Source organism: Pantoea sp. AG702, from assembly GCF_003182295.1.
GTDB classification, from domain to species: domain Bacteria; phylum Pseudomonadota; class Gammaproteobacteria; order Enterobacterales; family Enterobacteriaceae; genus Pantoea; species Pantoea ananatis.
Genome location: NZ_QGTU01000002.1, coordinates 538,181 through 556,371 on the forward strand (window position 1 = coordinate 538,181; position 18,191 = coordinate 556,371).

Below are 18,191 nucleotides of genomic sequence, written 5' to 3' on the forward strand. Positions count from 1 at the left end.
ATATGGAAGCCTGGGTTGAACACCTGATTACACAGTCGCTGGAGTGGGCGCTGTTTGCCGTCGCGCTGGTGACGTTTCTGGAGTCATTGGCGTTCGTGGGGCTGTTACTCCCTGGCACCGTCATGATGGCGAGCCTGGGTGCGCTGGTGGGCAGTGGACAGATCGGCTTATATCCCGCCTGGGCCGCGGGCTTCATTGGCTGCCTGCTGGGCGACTGGGTTTCCTATGGCATTGGCTGGAAGTTTCAGGGGCCGCTCCATCGCTGGAAATACCTGCAAAAGTACAAAGGGCTGCTGGATAAGACCGAACACGCGCTGTATCAGCACAGCATGTTTACCATTCTGGTCGGGCGCTTTGTCGGGCCAACCCGGCCGCTGATCCCGCTGGTGGCGGGTATGCTGGAATTGCCGATACGCAAATTTCTGCCCCCCAATCTGATCGGCTGTATTTTATGGCCACCGCTCTATTTATTGCCGGGTATTCTGGCAGGCGTCGCGATTGATGTCCCGAAAGAAGCCCAGGGCGGCCATTTCATCTGGCTGTTATTAGGCGTTGCTATCCTGGTATGGCTGGGATGCTGGCTGTGCTGGCGCTGGTGGCGCAGTGGAAAAACGCGCGACTGGGCGACGGCGTATTTGCCACCCGAACGTCTGCGCTGGCTGGCACCGCTAAGTTTTGTGGTGGCCGTTGCGGCGTTCGTCGGCATCCAGTTTCATCCGATGATGCCGATTTTCCGCCACCTGTTGTGGCAGGTCTTTATCGGTTAACGGCGCGGGATGCCGAGCACATCGGCTTCCCGTATGTTCCCTGACAGCAGTGCGTCCGTCGATCCCTGCCAGTAAACGCGTCCATCCACCACCACCACGCTACGTGGCGCTATCTGCTGTGCGTCTTCAAGACTGTGCGACACCATCAGCAACGTAATCGCACGGGTTTCGCAGACGGTGCGCACCAGATTAAGCATCTCGCCGCGCAGGGCCGGATCGAGCGCCGAAAAAGGTTCATCCAGCAGCAGCACCGGGCGATCGCGCAGTAAACAGCGTGCCAGGGCAACGCGCTGGCGTTGTCCTCCCGAGAGCTGGCCCGGCAGGCGTGACAGCATCTCACTGAGTCCGACCTGCTGCGCAATGGTCGTCACCTGCTGGCGCTGATCTGAGGTCAGCTTCAGACCGGGATGTAAGCCCAGCCCCAGATTCTGTTCTACGCTCAGGTGCGGAAACAGGTTATTTTCCTGAAACAGCATTGATACCGGGCGCTGGGCGGGCACGCTATTCGTATGGTCAACACCGTTAATCGTCAGGCTGCCCTGGCTGACGGGCAGAAAACCGGCAATCAGGTTTAATAACGTACTTTTACCTGCCCCGCTTGGGCCGAGAATCGCCAGTCGTTCGCCGCGCCCGGCGTGAAGGGAAAAACGCATCGGCAAATGCTGATACAGGTAAGTCAGATTATTCAGTGTCAGCATGGCGGCCCGGTAATTTTTCCATCAAGGTGAACAGAGACAGGCAGAGTAGCAGCAATAACAGTGCAGTAACGGCACCATCGGCACCGCGATAGGCGCCTATCTGCTGATAAAGGTAGAACGGCAGCGTGCGGAAATCGCCATTACCAAACAGCGCCACGACGCCAAAATCACCAATCGACAGCACGCAGGCAAACGCCAGCGCCTGCGCCAGCGGACGTTTCAACGCCCGGAGTTCAATCAGCCACAGGCGGTTCCAGCCGCTGATGCCCAGTGCCCCGCACAGGTGGGCGTAACGTTCAGCGATATCCCGCATCGGATTTTCCAGCACTTTCAACGCGTAGGGAATCGCGATTAACGCATTGGCAAAGATCACCACGCCATCCGCGGAGTCCGGCAAGCCGGTCGTGGCGTTCAGTAGCAGGAAAAAGCCGGTTGCCAGCACGATACCGGGCATTGCCAAAATCAGCATGCCGCTGGTGTCCATGATCTGTGCGGCGAGTGTATGCCGCCGCAGGCGCAGCTCCCGGCTGCTCCACAACAGCATGGTGGTCAGGACCAGACACAGCACGCCGGCGCCGAGCGCGATACGTAACGAGGTCAACGTTGCCTGCCATAACGCCGGTTGCTGTAACGCGCCCCGAAGCCCGCCATCCAGACCATTTACGATCACCGCCAGCAGCGGTGGGAGTAGTAGCAGCAGGGCGAAAAAGATGATGGCGGCGTCGCTGACGCGGGCCAGCGTGGAATCCTGAGGATCGCGCCAGCCGTTCAGTTGCGGACTACCCGCCGGAATGGCGTTGCTGAAGCGCTGGCTGAGGAGCACCAGCACCAGGCAGCAGCTGAGCTGAATCAGCGCCAGGAGCGCCGCGCGGCCCGGATCGTAGTCATAGCTTAGCGCCTGGAAGATGGCCAGTTCGATGGTGGTCGCCTGCGGCCCGCCACCCAGCGATAGCACGGTGGCAAAACTGGCAAAACAGAGCATAAAGATTAATGCCCCGGTGGGCAGGAGCTGGCGGCGCAGCCAGGGCCATTCAAGCAGCCGGAAATGATGCCAGCCACGTATGTTCAGTTGGGCAGCAAGCTGACGCTGTTCGGCAGGAATGCTTTCCAGCGCCTGCAGCATCAGGCGCGTGGCCAGCGGCAGGTTGAAAAACACATGGGCCAGTAAAATTCCCTGAAGCCCGTAAGGCGAGAAGTGATAGTCCACGCCAAGCCAGGCGCAAAGCTGCGCCAGCCAGCCCACCCGACCATAGACGGTGAGCAGGCCGAATACGGCCACCAGCACGGGCAGAACCAGCGTCATGGCGCACAGGCGCAGCAACACCTGACGTCCGGGAAAGCGCCGCCGATAAAGGGCTCGGGACAGTGGAATGGCCGGCAGCAAGGAGAGCAGGGCGGAAAGCAGCGCCTGCTTAAACGAAAAGCCAATAACATGATGCAGATACGTATCCTGCAGGACAGACCGCCAGTTGGTCGCTGGCGCCGCCATCCACAGTGCTGTGAAGGCCAGCAGCGCCACGCTGCAGAGCAGCAGCGTGGCGAGCGAACCCGGAATCAGCCAGAAAGGGATTAACGGCTGACGGCGCGTTGCCATTGGCTAACCCATTGCGAACGGTGGCTGGCAACCTCTTCCGGTGAAAACTGCAATGTTGTCTTCGGCACGCTGAGCGAGGCAAACCCGGCGGGCAGGTCAGTTTTGATCACCGGATACATCCAGTTCCCGGTAGGGATGGTGTTCTGAAAGGCTGGCGTAACCATGAATTGCATAAACTGTTCTGCCAGTTTGGGCTGCTTGCTGTTCGCCAGTCGGGCGGCCACCTCAACCTGCAGATAGTTGCCTTCGGCGAAGGATGCCGCAGCATAGTTATCTTTTTTCTCTTCAATGATGTGATAAGCCGGTGACGTGGTATAGCTCAGCACCAGATCGCTCTCGCCTTTAAGAAACAGGCCGTAGGCTTCACTCCAGCCTTTGGTGACCGTGACGGTTTTCTTCGCCAGCTTTTGCCAGGCCTCAGGCGCGTTGTCCCCGTAAACCTTTTGCATCCACAGCAGCAGGCCAAGGCCTGGCGTGCTGGTGCGAGGATCTTCATAAATCACGCGCCATTTCTCTGGGCTTTCGACCAGTTCTTTCAGGCTTGTAGGGGGATTTTTTAGCGTGTTTTTGTTGTACACGAATGCGAAATAACCGTAATCGAACGGCACAAAGGTGGTGTCCTTCCAGCCGCCGGGCACCTGCAGCTCACGGGTATCCACGTCGCTTTTGGCAAACAGGCCGGTTTGCTGCGCGGCCTGCAGAAGGTTGTTATCCAGGCCTAGTACCACATCGGCCTTTGTGTTCTTGCCTTCCATACGTACACGGTTCAGCAGCGAAACACCGTCTTCCAGCGCGACAAATTTCAGCTCGCAACCGCACTGGGCTTCAAAGGCTTTTTTGACGGCCGGACCCGGCCCCCAGTCAGCGGAAAAGGCGTCGTAGGTGTAAACCGTCAGGACAGGTTTGGCCGCAAAGACCGGGGCAGAAAGTAACAGCAGCACGGGCAGGACGTTTTTTAACACTTTGCGCTCCTAGGGCGGCAGGGTTGAGTCGCAAAGGATCTGAGCAAAACAACCTCTCAAATCCCTACGTCGGTATTAACCGATTCAGGTTCGACGGGTATTTCTCAGCGCCCTGACACTGTGGAAAGGGGCACCCCGTTGAGAACGCCACATTCTAGTCATTAAATGCGCAAGGGGAAAGGCTCACAGCGTAGGCGGGGCAAACCAGGCGGATTTAAAATCAAACCAGCCCAATGTATTCATCCGCACGCCGCGCATACTGCGCTGGCCCTCCAGCAGCAGCCAGTGATGAAACAGCGGATGAAGCCAGCTATTTTCCACCAGATATTTACCCCATTCAGCGAGGGAGAGCGTTTTTTCACGCCAGCGCGTGGCATCCTGCTGCCAGTTAACAGGCAGACAGTGCTGCATCAACGGCGTTTCGTATAACAGGGCAAACAGGGAATATTCGAGGGGCAGGGTAAAATTGACGCTGCCCAGCCAGATATCACTCTCGCCTTCGCCCTGATGCCAGCTTTCGTAACTGACTTCCCGGGTGTTCAACGTAACGCCCTGTTCTGCCAGCAACGGACGTAAGGCATCCGTAATACTGACATGCTCAATATGCTGGTTATACCAGGTTAACGTCAGGCTCGTGAGGCCCGCCGGTTTGTCCACTGGGGTCAGATCGCGGCGATGGTGCCAGCGGGGTAGCAGGCCGTAAGCCGGGAACCAGTAGCGCTGATAACCCCTGCCCGCATTATTGAGGAGTGCAATCGGGTTAAGCAGGTCGCTGAGCCAGCGTCGAATGTCTCGGTCGGCCATTTTTTCTGAACGCTGATCGAACAGTAAATAGTAGCAGCCTTCTTCAAGCCGGCTCTCTTCCTGTTTCTCATCGGCTTTTTCGCCCTGCAGGCGAACCCCTGCATAAACCAGCTCGTCACTGATCTCTGGCAGTACCCACACCGACACATCATCGATCAGCGCGCGATAGCCAAAGTAGTCGTCAAACGCTTCTATCTTCAACTGGCTGTGCTGATTACGGACGACCCGATAAGGACCTGTTCCCACAGGTTGACGGGCAAAATCGCGAATTTCAGGCCATTCCCGTGGCAGAATCATGGCGCTGACGCTGCCCAGCAGCCAGGGCAGCCAGCTGTCGGGCTGATCCAGATAGATATCCAGGGTCCAGGGGGCCGGTGAGTCGAGCCGTTGGATATGAGAAAACAGGGGATACTGACGCAGGCGTTCCAGGCTTGCGATCACATCGGCCATGTCCAGCTCCCGGCCATGATGAAAACGAATGGCAGGGCGTAAATAAAAGCGCCAGTGGAGATCGGATGTTTGCTGCCAGTGATGGGCGATATCGGCCTCGATTTCCCCCTGTTCCTCATTTATGCGCGTCAGGCCGCTAAAGATCTGGCGGGCAATATGGGTTTCCGAACGGCGCAGGGGCGAACCGGGTAACAGATTCAGCAGAGGGCGATAATAGAGGACGCGCAAAATATGTTTGCCCTGGCGGAAGCTCCGCCCCAGGTGGGCGCTGATCATCTGTCTGACCTGATCTTTATCCCCCACCAGCTGGACTAACTGATCGATACGATCCTGCTCCAGAAGATCTTCGGCACGCTGCTGCTGCAGCGCCAGCCCGGTGTAGCAGAAGGTCATCAGGGAACGTTTGCCCCGTCCGGCTTCGGCCTGCCAGGTGAGCCAGCCAGCCGCTTGCATTCTGTTGAGCAGGTTTCGCATATGGCGACGCGAACAGTGCAGCAAATCAGCCAGTTCGCCCAGGGTTGTTTCCTGTGGTTGTCCCTGGCAATTTTGCCACAGACGAATGAACTGCTGCTTCAGACGTGATGACGACATAAAAGAGGAACTCCCTGATAAAGGTGCTCTGTTTTTCTTACCCCATTTTAGAGGCAATCTTTCCTGTATTGGAAGAGCGGGAGGCATTCAGTAATGAATGGCGCTCTGACATGGACTGGCAGCGATGTCTGTCCCTTCTGAGTAGTGTGTTACGATTTCGCCAGCAGGGTTATTCTGCTGGTTTTTTTTACGTTGTAGGTTTGGGTCGGGGTTCCATTGTTCCCGTTTCTCCCGTTGTTCTGTCAGGGATAAGGCATGAAATCTTTGTTATCGTTCTCGCGCCGTTTCAATCCGGTCTTTTTGGCTTTTATGGTGACCGCCTTTATCCTCGGCGTGGCCGGTGCGCTGCAGGCACCGACGCTGAGCCTGTTTTTATCGCGAGAAGTGCAGGTGCCACCGCTTTGGGTCGGGCTGTTTTTTACCATCAATGCCATCGCCGGCATTGTGGTCAGCATGATGATCGCAAAGCGCTCCGACAGCGTTGGCGATCGGCGGAATATCATCTTAGTGTGCTGTATCCTTGCCCTGGCAAACGCCATACTGTTCGCGTTTACCCGCCATTACCTGACGCTGATAACGCTGGGCGTGCTGTTATCGTCGCTGGCGAACGTCGCCATGCCGCAGCTCTTTGCGCTGGCGCGAGAATATGCCGACAGTTCCTCGCGCGAAGTGGTGATGTTCAGTTCCATTATGCGCGCTCAGGTGTCGCTGGCGTGGGTGATTGGGCCACCGCTGTCGTTTGCGCTGGCGCTGAATTTTGGTTTCGTTACGCTGTTCAGCGTGGCGGCCGGCTTGTTTTTTCTCTGTTTCCTGCTGATCTGGTTTACCGTGCCCTCGGTGCCACGTGCGGCTTCCCTGATGCAGTCGGGCGGGATCCCCCTGAGCGGCTGGCGGATTCGTGACGTGCGCATTTTGTTTGCCGCATCAACGCTGATGTGGACCTGTAACACCATGTACATTATCGATATGCCGCTGTGGATCAGCAACGATCTGGGCCTGCCCGAAAAGCTTGCCGGTCTCTTAATGGGCACGGCCGCCGGGTTGGAAATCCCGGTCATGATCCTGGCCGGTTTCTATGCCAAACGTTGGGGTAAGCGAAAGATGATGGTGGGCGCGGTGGCCTCCGCCGTTGTGTTTTACAGCGGCCTGATTCTGTTTCACAGCCACCTGGCGCTGCTGGTCCTGCAGGTGTTTAACGCCCTGTTTATCGGCGTTGTCGCGGGCATTGGAATGTTGTGGTTTCAGGATCTGATGCCGGGGCGGGCAGGCGCAGCCACAACCCTGTTTACCAACAGCATTTCGACCGGCATTATTTTGGCGGGGTTATTTCAGGGCATACTGGTTGAACATTTTGGTCACGGCAGCGTGTACTGGGTGATCGCCGCGATTGCTTTACTGACGCTGGGAATGATACGCAACGTTAAAGACGTTTAATAAGCACGTTCCCCCGGCAGAACAGTGCCGGGGGAACGGTGCTTTAGAGCACAATCCGCTTAATATCGCCAATGATAAAGATATAGGCGACTAAGCCAATCACCGCAGTGATGCCGATATACACGAGCGCATAAAAAAAGCTGCTTGTCATTGAAATGATAATGCCGATAATCAGGGGCGCTAAAATCGAAGCAATATTGGCGCAAAAGTTAAATATACCACCAGTGAGTCCTGCCATAGAAGCCGGGGCAATATCTGCGATTATTGTCCAGCCCAGACCGACCATGCCTTGTCCAAAAAAGGCAATGGACATAACGATGATAACGGCGCTGTCTGAACTCATCCAGTTAGCCGCAATAATCGTGCCGGAAAGCACCAGGCCGCTAATAACCGGAAGTTTTCGGCTCAGATTAATAGATCCTGTTGCATTCAACAGTTTATCTGAGAGCCACCCGCCAAAGATAACGCCTACAGCGGCAGCCATAAATGGCCATACAGAGAAAAAGCCCACCTGAAGCCATTCCAGTTGCCGTTCTTTCGCTAAATAGGTGGGAAACCATGTCAGAAAAAACACCAGGGTCGTATTTCCAGCGAATTGTCCGAGACTGGCGCCAATAATTTGCCGGCAGCAGAGTAAACGTTTGGCATCGGGCCAATTAAAGGGCGTGTTTTTTAATGTTTCAATGGGTTCATTATTGATAATGTAATCAATTTCTTCCTGATTGGCTTTTTGGGATGCTTCAGGCTCATGGTAAAGTCGCCACCAAATAAACGTGAACAGAATACCGGCTCCGCCGGTAATAAAAAAAAGGCTGCGCCAGCCGTGATACTCCAGAATGAGATAGAGTAAGGGCGAGAAAGCCGCCAGACCAATATATTCCCCGACGGTATAGGTTGCGGTGGCGCGGGCACGTTCATGACGCGGGAACCATTTTGCCACTACGCGACTGTTAACCGGAAAACAGGGTGCTTCGCTCAATCCCAGCCCCAGTCTCAGGAAGATCAAAGACTTGAGCCCAAGAGTAAATGTTTGCAGTAGAGTGAAAATCGACCAAAACAGCACGGAAAGGGCGTAGGTCAGTTTGTTACCAAAGCGATCTAAAAACATCCCTCCGGGGATTTGTGCCAGCGTATACGTCCAGGCGAAGGCAGAAAAAGCCACGCCCATCATAGCGGGATCGATTTCAAGTTCGCGGGTGATTTTTGGCGCAACGATGCCTAAAATTGTCCGATCAAGATAGTTAATCATTGTGCCAGCGGATATTAATAGCAGAATGATTATTCTGACTTTCGTGGGTTTATCTTTCGGCGTGCGCCTGCCAGCGTGTTCCTCATTGTATAACTTTTCCATGATGTATCCCTGAAGTTTAAACTATTTTTTGATGTTTTTTTTACATTGAAAAATAGTCTGATATTGCTAATTTTTTTGTTTCTTTATAGCATTTTTTAAGCGTCATTAATTTTGACCTGAGTACATAATTAGTCCTTTTAACGGTGATAAAGTAGCGATAGCAGATTTACTTTTCATTCAAAGGCAAATGCCATGAACCTCAAGCAACTTTATTATTTTAAACGCCTGTCAGAAACGGAGCATTACACGGAAGCGGCATCCAGTCTTTTTATCACCCAGCCCTCTCTTAGCCATGCTATCGCTGAGTTAGAAAAGGAGTTAGGCGTTTCACTCTTTTTCCGTCAGGGCAGAAATGTAAGGATTAGTGAAAGTGGGAAATGTTTTTTACCCTATGTTGAGACAGCACTGTCGGCACTGGAAAATGGCAGGGATAGGCTAAAAAACAATCACCTTCTGTGCCGGGAAAATATCCGAATTGGGTTTATCTATACAATGGGAGAATATGTTATTCCGCAAATTATCAACAATTACTCCCAACACTTTCGTCATAATGATGTGACATTCTCTTTTAAACAGGGGACGTCAGTTGCGTTGTTGCAGTCACTCAAAGCGGATAAGGTTGATATGGTCATCTGTTCGCGGATTGGCGACGATCCTGATATTGAATTTATCCCGGTTATTGAACAAGAATTAGTGGTAGTGACAGCGAAAGATCATCCGTTAGCGCGTCTTCACGAAAGCGACGTTGATTTAGCGGAAACCATCCATTATCCCTATGTCTATTTTTCAGAAAGTAGTGGGCTACGTCCGTTTATTGACGACATCTTTCACCAGCAAACGCTGTCACCGGATATTGCCTGTTATGTGGAAGAGGATTTAGCAATGGCCGGGTTGGTCAGTATCGGCTATGGTATTGCCATCATGCCAAGAATTGCGGCGCTCACGCACTACAATCTCCATATCCTGACGATCAAAAATTCGCTTCCACCGCGTTATATTTGTCTGGCGACAATTAAAACAAAAATGCTTTCACCGGCGGCGCTGAGGCTAAAAAACTTTATTATTACGCACAGTGATGTCGCCAGGAAACATGCCCAAAGCGCGGCTTTGGGCATGTCCGCCGCTAGGAAAGCGTCTCCATCATCTCCCGCAGTTGTGTAACGGCGATTTGCCCTGGTGCCGAGGACTGGCCCAGGGTGCCAAACGTCATTGCGGAACCGAACAGGCGTCCGGTGACCCGACTGACTCCGCCCATTTTTCCCATCGACATCGTGATAAGCGGCCGCGTTGCGTAGTGCTCTTTCATTAACAGGGTCGCAGACAGCAGCGTCAGCACATCCTGAGGTGTTTGAGGCATTACGGCAATCTTGGGCAGGTCTGCACCTAAATCCTGCATGCGACGTAACCGGTAAATGATCTCTTCCTTCGCGGGCGTTTGGTGAAAGTCATGATTACTCATAATGACCTTAACACCTGCGTTATGCGCCTCGCTTACCAGCGAACGGATGCGTGACTCATCGTTAAACAACTCAATATCAATCACATCAGCCAGCCCGCTTAAGGCGGCCGCGTGGTTGAGCGCGAAGTATTGGTCATCACTGATGTCCATTTCGCCACCTTCTTTTTTACTGCGGAAGGTAAAGAGCAGCGGCGTTTCCCCAAGTTGCTGACGAATGTCGGCCAGCGCCAGCAAGACTTGCTTCTCGTCTTTACCCTCGATGAAGTGGTCGACGCGCCATTCGATAATGTCTGCCTGTGCGGAAGTCAGTAACTGTGCTCTGGCCTGAAGCTCCTCGCGAGTGCGGCCTGTCAAGGGCACACAAAGCCGCGTTTGCCCTGCCTGAAAGACGATTTTTTTAACCCTAACCGTTTGAGTCATAGTCATTCCTGTTTTAACTGTTCAACTAGCCGCTGTAGCGGACTGACGGCGTGTTTCCGCACAATGACGTTGAAATTGGCGGGAAGCGATATAAAGCGCAAGGATAAAACCTGTCACCGCAATAATCAGATCAAACCACATGATGCTGGCGATACTGGTTCGTGAAAGATGCGCTGTAAATAAAGGGATGGTAAAGCTGGCCAGACTGCCGGCGGTATAAAACACGCCTGTCGCAAAGCCTTTCGCTTGTGGAAAACTCATCGCCATAATCGTTGCACCCAGTTGCATAACGCCGCCCGCGGCTGCAAACCCAAATACGAACGCAAAACCGGTAACAATCAGTGGCGTTGGATAGAGGCAGACTATCAGCAGTGAGAGGGCCGACAGGAACGTGTAAATGACCATCGCGATGGCGGAGCTCAACACTTTTTTCACCATGACCGCAGTGACGAATACGCAGGTCAGCGATCCTGCCGTGTAGATACTGAGTAACTTCACCGATGCGGTGTAGGGCATGCCCGCGACAAACTGCCCATACTGTGCCAGCCATTGGCTCACCAGATAAAACGTCGCCATGCTGATATAGCCGTAAAAGGTGAACACAACCATATCCAGCTGATACAGACGACTACGCGGTGGCGCGGTCACGCTGGCTGATGTTTCCGAGACTTTCTGTACCCGGTGATCGGGAAACGGCATTTTGATCAGGTAGATTCCGCTCATCGTCATTAAGGCTGCTGCCAGCACGAATGACCAACCAAACCACAAATCCGCCCAGATAAGCAGGCTAATGATAAACGGCAATAAAAATTGTCCGGCGGAGACAAACGCTTTTATCAGCACGTTAGCGCGGCTGGCGGAGTCCGGGAAGGCCTCCATCAGCGCCGGATAGGTAGCAGAATCAAGGAAACTGTTAGCCATTCCTGCCAGCACGCCAAAGAAATAGGCCGTATAAATATCCCGGGTAAACAGGATACCGATGAAAAAGGCCACGTAACTGATGATGCCAAAATAGACAAAAGGCTTTCGGCCAAAACGATCCGACAGAAAACCGGTAACGATGGTAATCAGTTTGCCAATGCCCAGTGAGGAAATCACAATCGATACGCCCGCCGCATCGGTGTTCCATTGCGCCTGCAGGTTAGCCATGTTGAGAGTGATGACCAGCACGCCCATGCCATGAATGAGGTAATTGAGATACAGCCCGGCGGCGGTGGGAATATACTTGTTTTTCATCTCAGCCATCCTCAAAAAAGGATGTTTTTGATGTGATCAACCGGCATCGGTTTTCCCGTCCAGATTTCGAACGCGCTTGCGCCTTGCCACAGCATCATGCCGAGACCGTTAATAATACGGCAGCCTTTTTTCTCGGCCGTCTCAAGCAAATGTGTTTTACGTGGGATATAGACCACATCGGAGACAATAAGCTCAGGACGCAGGAAGCTCTCGTCGGGAAGCAGCATCTGTCCTTCAAAGGGTTTCATGCCGACGCCGGTCGCATTGGTCAGAATAACGCTGTCGTTAATTTCAGCACGCAAACGATCGTGGTCGTCGAGGTCAAAAAGGTGAATCTCACAGTCAGTATGGGCGCGAATCTTCGCAACGGTTTCCTGGGCATTTGCAAAGAATTTATCGCGTTGGTTAAAGACCGAGATCGCCTTAACGCCATCCAGGGCGGCCTGAACGCAAATGGCCGTTGCCGCACCGCCCGCGCCCAGAATCGTCATCTTTTTGCCCAGAATATCGATGCCCTCTTCAGCGAGGGCGCGCATATAACCTGTCCCATCCGTGATGTGCCCGGTCAGCACGCCGTTATCATTGACGACGGTATTCACCGCGCCCACAAGCTGTGCTGCGGGAGACAACGTATCCAGATAGCGGCAAACCTCCGTCTTATTGGGCATGGAAACATTGCATCCGCGCAGCTTCAGCGCACGAAAACCCTGCACCACCTTCTCCAGTTCCGCAGTGCCGACCTCAAAAGCCAGATAAACATAGTCCAGCCCAAGGTGCGCGAAAGCTTCGTTGTGCATGGTTGGCGACATGCTGTGGCGAATGGGGGTGGCGATCAGCCCAATCAGCTCGGTATGCCCGGTAATACGTTCTGCCATGATAGTGTCCTCAGTAAGTTAAAAGTGGAATGCTTGCCGCTTCGTGGCTGCCCAGTGCGCCAGTCTCTTCCAGGGCATCCAGTACGTTGCGTCCTTCGCGTACACCATCAATAATTCGCCGGGCTTTCAGGCTGTCGCCGATGTTCATTATTTTGATATGTCTGGCGGTGGCCCAGCGCTCAACGGCCTCGAAACCGCTGCGGTTGGGGCGCATCCCCAGACAGATAAAGCCGTAGTCGAAGGCGATGTCGAAGGTGTGGTGGGCGTTTTTAACGCGGAAGCGATCGGGTTTGACCTCAATGAGCTGCGTGTCCATGTGTTGTTCTACCTGGTGCTGTTCAAGCAGCGTTAACATGGCACTCTTTGTGATGATGTCGAGGTCACGTCCTGGTGAATTCTGCATTTCAATCAGTACTGCTTCAGCGCCCCGGGTGGCAAAATACTCGATGACATCGAGTCCAACGGCACCGCCGCCGACCACGGCGATACGTTTGCCTTGCAGAGCGCTGAATGTATCCAGGTGTTGAATCATGCCCGTAATCGTGAATACGACGCTGCCGGGGCGGTCGATCGTCTCATGTAATCCCGCAATGGGCGGCAGCAGGGGGACAGAGCCCGTGGCATTAACAATTAAGTCGGGACGCAGAACCTCAAGCTGCTCGGGCTGAACCTGTTGTCCCAGATGCAGTTGCAAATTCTCCAGCCGGGCCATACGGTTGCGCAGGAATTGCGGAAAATCGGCAATACGTTTTTTTTCGGGTAATCGTGCGATCTCGACAGCCAGCCCACCGATATGGTTTTTGGCTTCGAACAGCCAGGTCTTGCACCCTACCTCTGCGGCGGTGCAGGCGGCTTCGATGCCTGCCGTGCCAGCCCCGATCACGACGACACGCGTCGGTCGCTTGACCTGGCGCTGCTTATAAGCGTCGCCATGGATGATATCGGGGTTAATTGAGCAGCGAAGGGGAAGAGAGCGGGCGATGCGATGGTCGGCGCATCCAATATTGCATGAGATACACTTACGCATCGTCTCCTCATGTCCACTCTGTACCTTTTGTACCCAATCCGGTTCAGCAATCAACCCACGACCAATGGCGATCAGGTCCGCGTCACCCTGAGCAAGAATGTCTTCAGCAAGTTGCGGGGTGCGAATATTGCCTGCGACAACGGTGGGCTTATTAAATCTGGTGCGAACGGCACGTGACAGATAGCGTTTCCAGCCATCCTCTTGAGACATTTGGTCTATCTGTAAATACAGGTTGTCATTCTGCGCCGCTGACACATTGATGATGTCGACCTTTTCCTGACAACGTTCAAGAATGTGTAGCGAATCTTCCAGCGTGTTTCCGCCTTGTAAGAAATCATCCGCGCTGATACGCAGGCTGATGGGAAACATCGGTCCCACGCAGGCCCGAACTTTGTCGACAATCAGGGTTAAAAAGCGCGACCGATTCTCGATATTGCCACCAAATTCATCAGTACGCTGATTAAACAGTGGAGATAAAAACTGACTGATTAAATAAGAGTGACCGGCATGAATCTCTACGCAGTCAAAATTGGCGCGTCTGACGCGTTCTGCTGCGTCGCCAAATTTGTCAACCGCCCGATATATTTCCTCATGCGTCATCGGACGGGGAATATTACCATTCTTTTTGGAGGGGACCGCGGAGGCGGAAATGGGCATTTCCCCATTGAGGCGATAGGCATAGGCTGATGCACCGGCGTGGTTTAACTGGATGGCGACACAGGTTCCATGTTTATGCAACGTCTCGGTAAGTTTGTATAAGCCAGGAATATACTGATCATTATCAATGCGCAGTTGTGTGGTGCCGTTCGACGCGAAGGGAAAATCCACACAAATATTCTCAATCGTAATGAGCCCAGTGCCGCCCCTGGCGCGAAGCGAATAGTAATCAAGCTGTTCCTGAGACACTTCGCCATTCAGACTGGCCAGGTTGGTGCCCATTGGCGGCATGATGACACGGTTTTTTAACGTCATTCCGTTGATTGTGAGCGGGGTAAACAGGTGAGGATAAGCGTGCATACAGAGTCTCCACAAAAGATCCGACAGCCAGGCTGAGACGATCTCGATGTGTTTTGCGTTAATCTTTATCTGTGGCGATGATAGCGAGGGGGAATGAGCGGAAATAATGCTTTTTTTTCTACAAGCTATAGGTGAGCTCTATGGAGTTAACGATCAAATAACATAAAAATGAAAATGATATTAATTAAATCAGCAAGCCATTTACGTCTTGTGAAAAAAGAGAAGGGAAAGTTGAGAGGAAAATGATGCGAGTCAAAATATCAACGTTGTTGCTGAATAAATAACAGGATTTCTGCAATAAAATAAATCGCGATTAATTGTTTTAGCGCAGTTTTGCCAGATGAAAAAAAGCCCGAACGGCAGAGCCGAACGGGCTGGTTACATTATTTACGCGTTAACGCATAAAGGCAGGCTGGTTACTTTCGTAAGCCGAGATCGCGCTTTCGTGCTGCAGCGTCAGGCCGATACTGTCCAGCCCGTTCAGCATGCAGTGACGACGAAAGTCATCAATCTTAAAGCTGTAGGTGTTGTTGCCCGCTTTCACGACCTGCGCTTCCAGATCCACTTCGAAGCGGATACCCGGATGCGCATTCACCAGCGTAAACAGCTCCTCCACCTGCTCATCGCTCAGCGTAACCGGCAGTAACTGGTTGTTGAAGCTGTTGCCATAGAAAATATCGGCAAAGCTGGGCGCAATCACGACTTTAAAGCCGTAATCGGTCAGTGCCCAGGGCGCATGCTCACGTGACGAACCACAACCAAAGTTTTCCCGCGTCAGCAGGATAGAAGCACCTTTATACTCCGGAAAGTTGAGAACGAAGTCCGGATTGGGTTCCAGGCCGTGATCGTCCAGGAAACGCCAGTCATTGAACAGGTGGGCGCCAAAGCCTACGCGGGTGACTTTCTGCAAAAACTGCTTTGGAATGATGGCATCGGTATCGACGTTAGCGGCGTCCAGTGGAACCACCAAACCAGTATGTTGGGTAAATTTTTCTGCCATGATGGTGTCCTTATGTCAGGCTGCGAATGTCGGCGAAATGGCCATTAACGGCGGCAGCGGCGGCCATTGCCGGGCTAACCAAATGCGTCCGTCCGCCACGGCCCTGGCGGCCTTCGAAGTTACGGTTACTGGTTGAGGCACAGCGCTCGCCGGGGTTCAGACGGTCGTTGTTCATGGCCAGACACATTGAGCAGCCGGGCAAGCGCCACTCAAATCCTGCTTCAATAAAGATCTTATCCAGCCCTTCCGCTTCGGCCTGTGCTTTAACCGGGCCTGAACCCGGCACCACCAGTGCCTGAACGCCAGGCGCGACCTTACGCCCTTTGGCAATCGCGGCGGCGGCACGCAGATCTTCAATGCGTGAGTTTGTGCAGGAGCCAATAAAGACTTTATCAATGCTGACATCGGTCAGTTTGATGCCGGGTTGCAGATTCATGTAAGCCAGCGCTTTCTCCGCAGAGGCGCGCTCGACCGGATCGGCAAACGAAGCCGGATCGGGAATCTGCGCATCCACCGCGATCACCTGGCCGGGGTTGGTTCCCCAGGTCACCTGCGGTGCAATCTCTTCCGCATGCAGCGTCACCACGCGGTCAAACTTAGCGCCTGGGTCGGACTTCAGCGTGCCCCAGTACTCAACGGCCTGCTCCCATTTTTCACCTTGAGGTGAAAACTGGCGACCTTTCAGGTAAGCGAAGGTGGTCTCATCCGGGGCGACCAGACCGGCTTTTGCGCCCATCTCGATAGCCATGTTGCACAGCGTCATGCGGCCTTCCATGCTCAGCGCTTCAATCGCCGAGCCACAGAATTCAACAACGTGGCCGGTACCGCCTGCGCTGCCGGTTTTACCAATAATCGCCAGTACGATATCTTTCGCCGTAATGCCCGGCGCAACCGTACCTGTCACTTCAATCTTCATGGTTTTGGCACGGCCCTGTTTCAGGGTTTGCGTGGCAAAAACATGCTCAACCTCTGACGTACCAATACCAAAGGCCAGTGAACCAAAGGCACCGTGCGTCGCCGTGTGGGAATCGCCGCAGACAATGGTCATGCCGGGCAGCGTCATGCCTTGCTCTGGCCCAATCACATGCACGATGCCCTGGAACGGGTGATTCAGATCATACAACTGCACGCCGAATTCGGCACAGTTTTTCATCAGTTCCTGCATCTGAATACGCGCCATTTCGCCCGAAGCATTAATATCTTTGGTCTGGGTGGACACGTTGTGATCCATGGTGGCAAACGTCTTTGAAGGCTGACGAACTTTACGACCGTGGGCACGCAAGCCATCAAAGGCCTGTGGCGAAGTCACCTCATGAATCAGATGACGATCGATATAGAGCAACGGTGTTTCATTCGGCGCTTCGTGAACGACATGTGCATCAAATAACTTCTGGTATAAGGTTTTCATTTTATTATTTTTCCTCGGCGATAAAGCGGGCAATGATGCTGCCCATCTCATCTGTGCTGATCGCAGGGCCGTCACCGGCCAGGTCTTTGGTGCGATAGCCTTCCGCTAACGCCCGGCTAATGGCGCGCTCAATAGCGGCGGCGGCGTCATCGGCATTCAGGCTGTAGCGCAGCAGCAGCGACAGTGACAGGATCTGGGCAATGGGATTAGCAATATTTTGCCCGGCGATATCCGGCGCCGAGCCGCCAGCCGGTTCATACAGGCCAAAACCGTCTTCGCTCAGGCTGGCGGACGGCAACATGCCCATTGAGCCGGTGATCATCGCGCACTCGTCTGACAAAATGTCGCCAAACAGGTTAGAGCACAGCAGCACGTCGAACTGAGAAGGATCTTTGATCAACTGCATGGTGGCGTTGTCGATGTACATGTGGCTCAGCTGAACATCGGGATAATCTTTCGCGATCTCGTTCACGATTTCCCGCCACATAACGGATGTTTGCAGCACGTTAGCTTTATCGACAGAGGTGACTTTATTACGGCGCTTGCGGGCGGACTCGAAAGCCTGACGCGCAATGCGTTCGATTTCAAAACGATGATAGACTTCGGTATCAAAAGCGCGCTCGTGCGGGCCGCTGCCTTCGCGTCCTTTCGGCTGACCAAAATAAATGCCGCCGGTCAGTTCACGTACGCACAGGATATCGAAACCGCGTGCTGAGATATCGCTGCGCAAGGGACAAAAAGCTTCCAGGCCGCTGTAGAGCGCCGCAGGACGCAGGTTGCTGAACAGCTTAAAGTGTTTACGCAGCGGCAACAGCGCCCCGCGCTCGGGTTGAGAGGCCGGGGGCAGGTGCTCCCACTTAGGGCCACCTACCGATCCAAACAGGATTGCGTTGGCCTGTTCGCAGCCTGCAACGGTAGCCGGTGGCAAGGGTTCGCCGTGACGGTCAATGGCGATACCACCGACGTCGTACTCACTGGTGGTAATACGCAGGTTAAAACGCTGACGAATCGCATCCAATACTTTGATAGCCTGGGCCATCACTTCCGGGCCGATTCCGTCGCCCGCCAGTACTGCGATATGTGAAGAGTTTGACATGA

Annotated in this window: 15 protein-coding genes and 1 riboswitch; of the genes, 3 read left to right on the plus strand and 12 right to left on the minus strand. The window is 53.7% G+C overall.

All coding sequences use genetic code 11. The annotated features are described in order from the left end of the window. Positions 1-2 precede the first annotated feature (2 nt). A complete protein-coding gene (locus DFO57_RS08830; protein WP_110015280.1) occupies positions 3-767 on the plus strand; it encodes a DedA family protein in 765 nt (254 codons plus the stop codon). Here DFO57_RS08830 and thiQ read toward each other — a convergent pair. From thiQ to sgrR, 4 genes are all read right to left on the minus strand, one after another. Further along, entirely contained in the window at positions 764-1,465 is a 702-nt protein-coding gene (gene thiQ / locus DFO57_RS08835) for a thiamine ABC transporter ATP-binding protein ThiQ (RefSeq protein ID WP_013024586.1), read from the minus strand. The two genes, DFO57_RS08830 and thiQ, sit on opposite strands and share 4 nt — an antisense overlap. After that, positions 1,449-3,059, minus strand: coding sequence for a thiamine/thiamine pyrophosphate ABC transporter permease ThiP (gene thiP / locus DFO57_RS08840; RefSeq protein ID WP_014592897.1), 1,611 nt, complete (start codon positions 3,057-3,059; stop codon positions 1,449-1,451). Before thiP ends, thiQ begins: the two co-directional genes overlap by 17 nt. After that, positions 3,035-4,021 carry a thiamine ABC transporter substrate binding subunit gene (gene thiB, locus DFO57_RS08845; protein WP_013024588.1) on the minus strand — a complete coding sequence of 329 codons (987 nt, stop codon included), beginning with the start codon at positions 4,019-4,021 and terminating at the stop codon, positions 3,035-3,037. Before thiB ends, thiP begins: the two co-directional genes overlap by 25 nt. A 43-nt stretch (positions 4,022-4,064) precedes the next feature. Then, a riboswitch (TPP riboswitch) is annotated at positions 4,065-4,169 on the minus strand. A 35-nt stretch (positions 4,170-4,204) separates the two neighbouring features. Next, entirely contained in the window at positions 4,205-5,866 is a 1,662-nt protein-coding gene (gene sgrR / locus DFO57_RS08850; protein ID WP_110015281.1) for an HTH-type transcriptional regulator SgrR, read from the minus strand. Between the two features lie 255 nt (positions 5,867-6,121). Between sgrR and DFO57_RS08855 the strand changes: the two genes are divergently transcribed. Beyond that, positions 6,122-7,300, plus strand: a complete 1,179-nt coding sequence (locus tag DFO57_RS08855) for an MFS transporter (RefSeq protein WP_013024590.1) — start codon at positions 6,122-6,124, stop codon at positions 7,298-7,300. A gap of 43 nt (positions 7,301-7,343) precedes the next feature. On the opposite strand, the gene DFO57_RS08860 is transcribed toward DFO57_RS08855, so the two are convergent. Continuing rightward, positions 7,344-8,651: an MFS transporter gene (locus tag DFO57_RS08860; protein WP_110015282.1), complete on the minus strand. Its 1,308-nt coding sequence runs from the start codon at positions 8,649-8,651 to the stop codon at positions 7,344-7,346. Positions 8,652-8,843: 192 nt separating this feature from the next. Here DFO57_RS08860 and DFO57_RS08865 point away from each other — a divergent pair, with 192 nt between their 5' ends. Then, positions 8,844-9,812, plus strand: a complete 969-nt coding sequence (locus DFO57_RS08865) for a LysR family transcriptional regulator (RefSeq protein WP_014592901.1) — start codon at positions 8,844-8,846, stop codon at positions 9,810-9,812. Here DFO57_RS08865 and aroD read toward each other — a convergent pair. From aroD to leuB, 7 genes are all read right to left on the minus strand, one after another. After that, positions 9,775-10,530 (minus strand): type I 3-dehydroquinate dehydratase, encoded by a 756-nt coding sequence (gene aroD / locus DFO57_RS08870; RefSeq protein ID WP_014606598.1) that lies wholly within the window; start codon positions 10,528-10,530, stop codon positions 9,775-9,777. The two genes, DFO57_RS08865 and aroD, sit on opposite strands and share 38 nt — an antisense overlap. A gap of 21 nt (positions 10,531-10,551) precedes the next feature. After that, positions 10,552-11,766 (minus strand): MFS transporter, encoded by a 1,215-nt coding sequence (locus DFO57_RS08875; protein WP_022622257.1) that lies wholly within the window; start codon positions 11,764-11,766, stop codon positions 10,552-10,554. Positions 11,767-11,777: 11 nt separating this feature from the next. Further along, positions 11,778-12,641 (minus strand): shikimate dehydrogenase, encoded by an 864-nt coding sequence (locus DFO57_RS08880; RefSeq protein ID WP_014606596.1) that lies wholly within the window; start codon positions 12,639-12,641, stop codon positions 11,778-11,780. A 10-nt stretch (positions 12,642-12,651) separates the two neighbouring features. Beyond that, the gene (locus DFO57_RS08885; protein ID WP_110015283.1) at positions 12,652-14,685 is read right to left on the minus strand and encodes an FAD-dependent oxidoreductase; all 2,034 of its coding nucleotides are present in this window, start codon (positions 14,683-14,685) and stop codon (positions 12,652-12,654) included. A 394-nt stretch (positions 14,686-15,079) separates the two neighbouring features. Next, positions 15,080-15,685, minus strand: coding sequence for a 3-isopropylmalate dehydratase small subunit (leuD, locus tag DFO57_RS08890; RefSeq protein WP_013024597.1), 606 nt, complete (start codon positions 15,683-15,685; stop codon positions 15,080-15,082). Between the two features lie 10 nt (positions 15,686-15,695). Continuing rightward, positions 15,696-17,093, minus strand: coding sequence for a 3-isopropylmalate dehydratase large subunit (leuC, locus tag DFO57_RS08895; protein WP_014606594.1), 1,398 nt, complete (start codon positions 17,091-17,093; stop codon positions 15,696-15,698). A 4-nt stretch (positions 17,094-17,097) separates the two neighbouring features. Beyond that, a complete protein-coding gene (gene leuB / locus DFO57_RS08900) occupies positions 17,098-18,189 on the minus strand; it encodes a 3-isopropylmalate dehydrogenase (protein ID WP_110015284.1) in 1,092 nt (363 codons plus the stop codon). Between the last annotated feature and the right edge of the window lie 2 nt (positions 18,190-18,191).

Excerpts from the sequence above, each read along its gene's own strand:
- leuB (WP_110015284.1), bottom strand. The coding sequence starts at position 18,189 with ATGTCAAACTCTTCACATATCGCAGTACTGGCGGGCGACGGAATCGGC.
- thiP (WP_014592897.1), bottom strand. The coding sequence starts at position 3,059 with ATGGCAACGCGCCGTCAGCCGTTAATCCCTTTCTGGCTGATTCCGGGT.
- DFO57_RS08865 (WP_014592901.1), top strand. The coding sequence starts at position 8,844 with ATGAACCTCAAGCAACTTTATTATTTTAAACGCCTGTCAGAAACGGAG.
- DFO57_RS08860 (WP_110015282.1), bottom strand. The coding sequence starts at position 8,651 with ATGGAAAAGTTATACAATGAGGAACACGCTGGCAGGCGCACGCCGAAA.
- DFO57_RS08875 (WP_022622257.1), bottom strand. The coding sequence starts at position 11,766 with ATGAAAAACAAGTATATTCCCACCGCCGCCGGGCTGTATCTCAATTAC.
- leuC (WP_014606594.1), bottom strand. The coding sequence starts at position 17,093 with ATGAAAACCTTATACCAGAAGTTATTTGATGCACATGTCGTTCACGAA.
- leuD (WP_013024597.1), bottom strand. The coding sequence starts at position 15,685 with ATGGCAGAAAAATTTACCCAACATACTGGTTTGGTGGTTCCACTGGAC.
- aroD (WP_014606598.1), bottom strand. The coding sequence starts at position 10,530 with ATGACTCAAACGGTTAGGGTTAAAAAAATCGTCTTTCAGGCAGGGCAA.
- sgrR (WP_110015281.1), bottom strand. The coding sequence starts at position 5,866 with ATGTCGTCATCACGTCTGAAGCAGCAGTTCATTCGTCTGTGGCAAAAT.
- DFO57_RS08880 (WP_014606596.1), bottom strand. The coding sequence starts at position 12,641 with ATGGCAGAACGTATTACCGGGCATACCGAGCTGATTGGGCTGATCGCC.
- DFO57_RS08830 (WP_110015280.1), top strand. The coding sequence starts at position 3 with ATGGAAGCCTGGGTTGAACACCTGATTACACAGTCGCTGGAGTGGGCG.
- thiQ (WP_013024586.1), bottom strand. The coding sequence starts at position 1,465 with ATGCTGACACTGAATAATCTGACTTACCTGTATCAGCATTTGCCGATG.
- DFO57_RS08885 (WP_110015283.1), bottom strand. The coding sequence starts at position 14,685 with ATGCACGCTTATCCTCACCTGTTTACCCCGCTCACAATCAACGGAATG.
- DFO57_RS08855 (WP_013024590.1), top strand. The coding sequence starts at position 6,122 with ATGAAATCTTTGTTATCGTTCTCGCGCCGTTTCAATCCGGTCTTTTTG.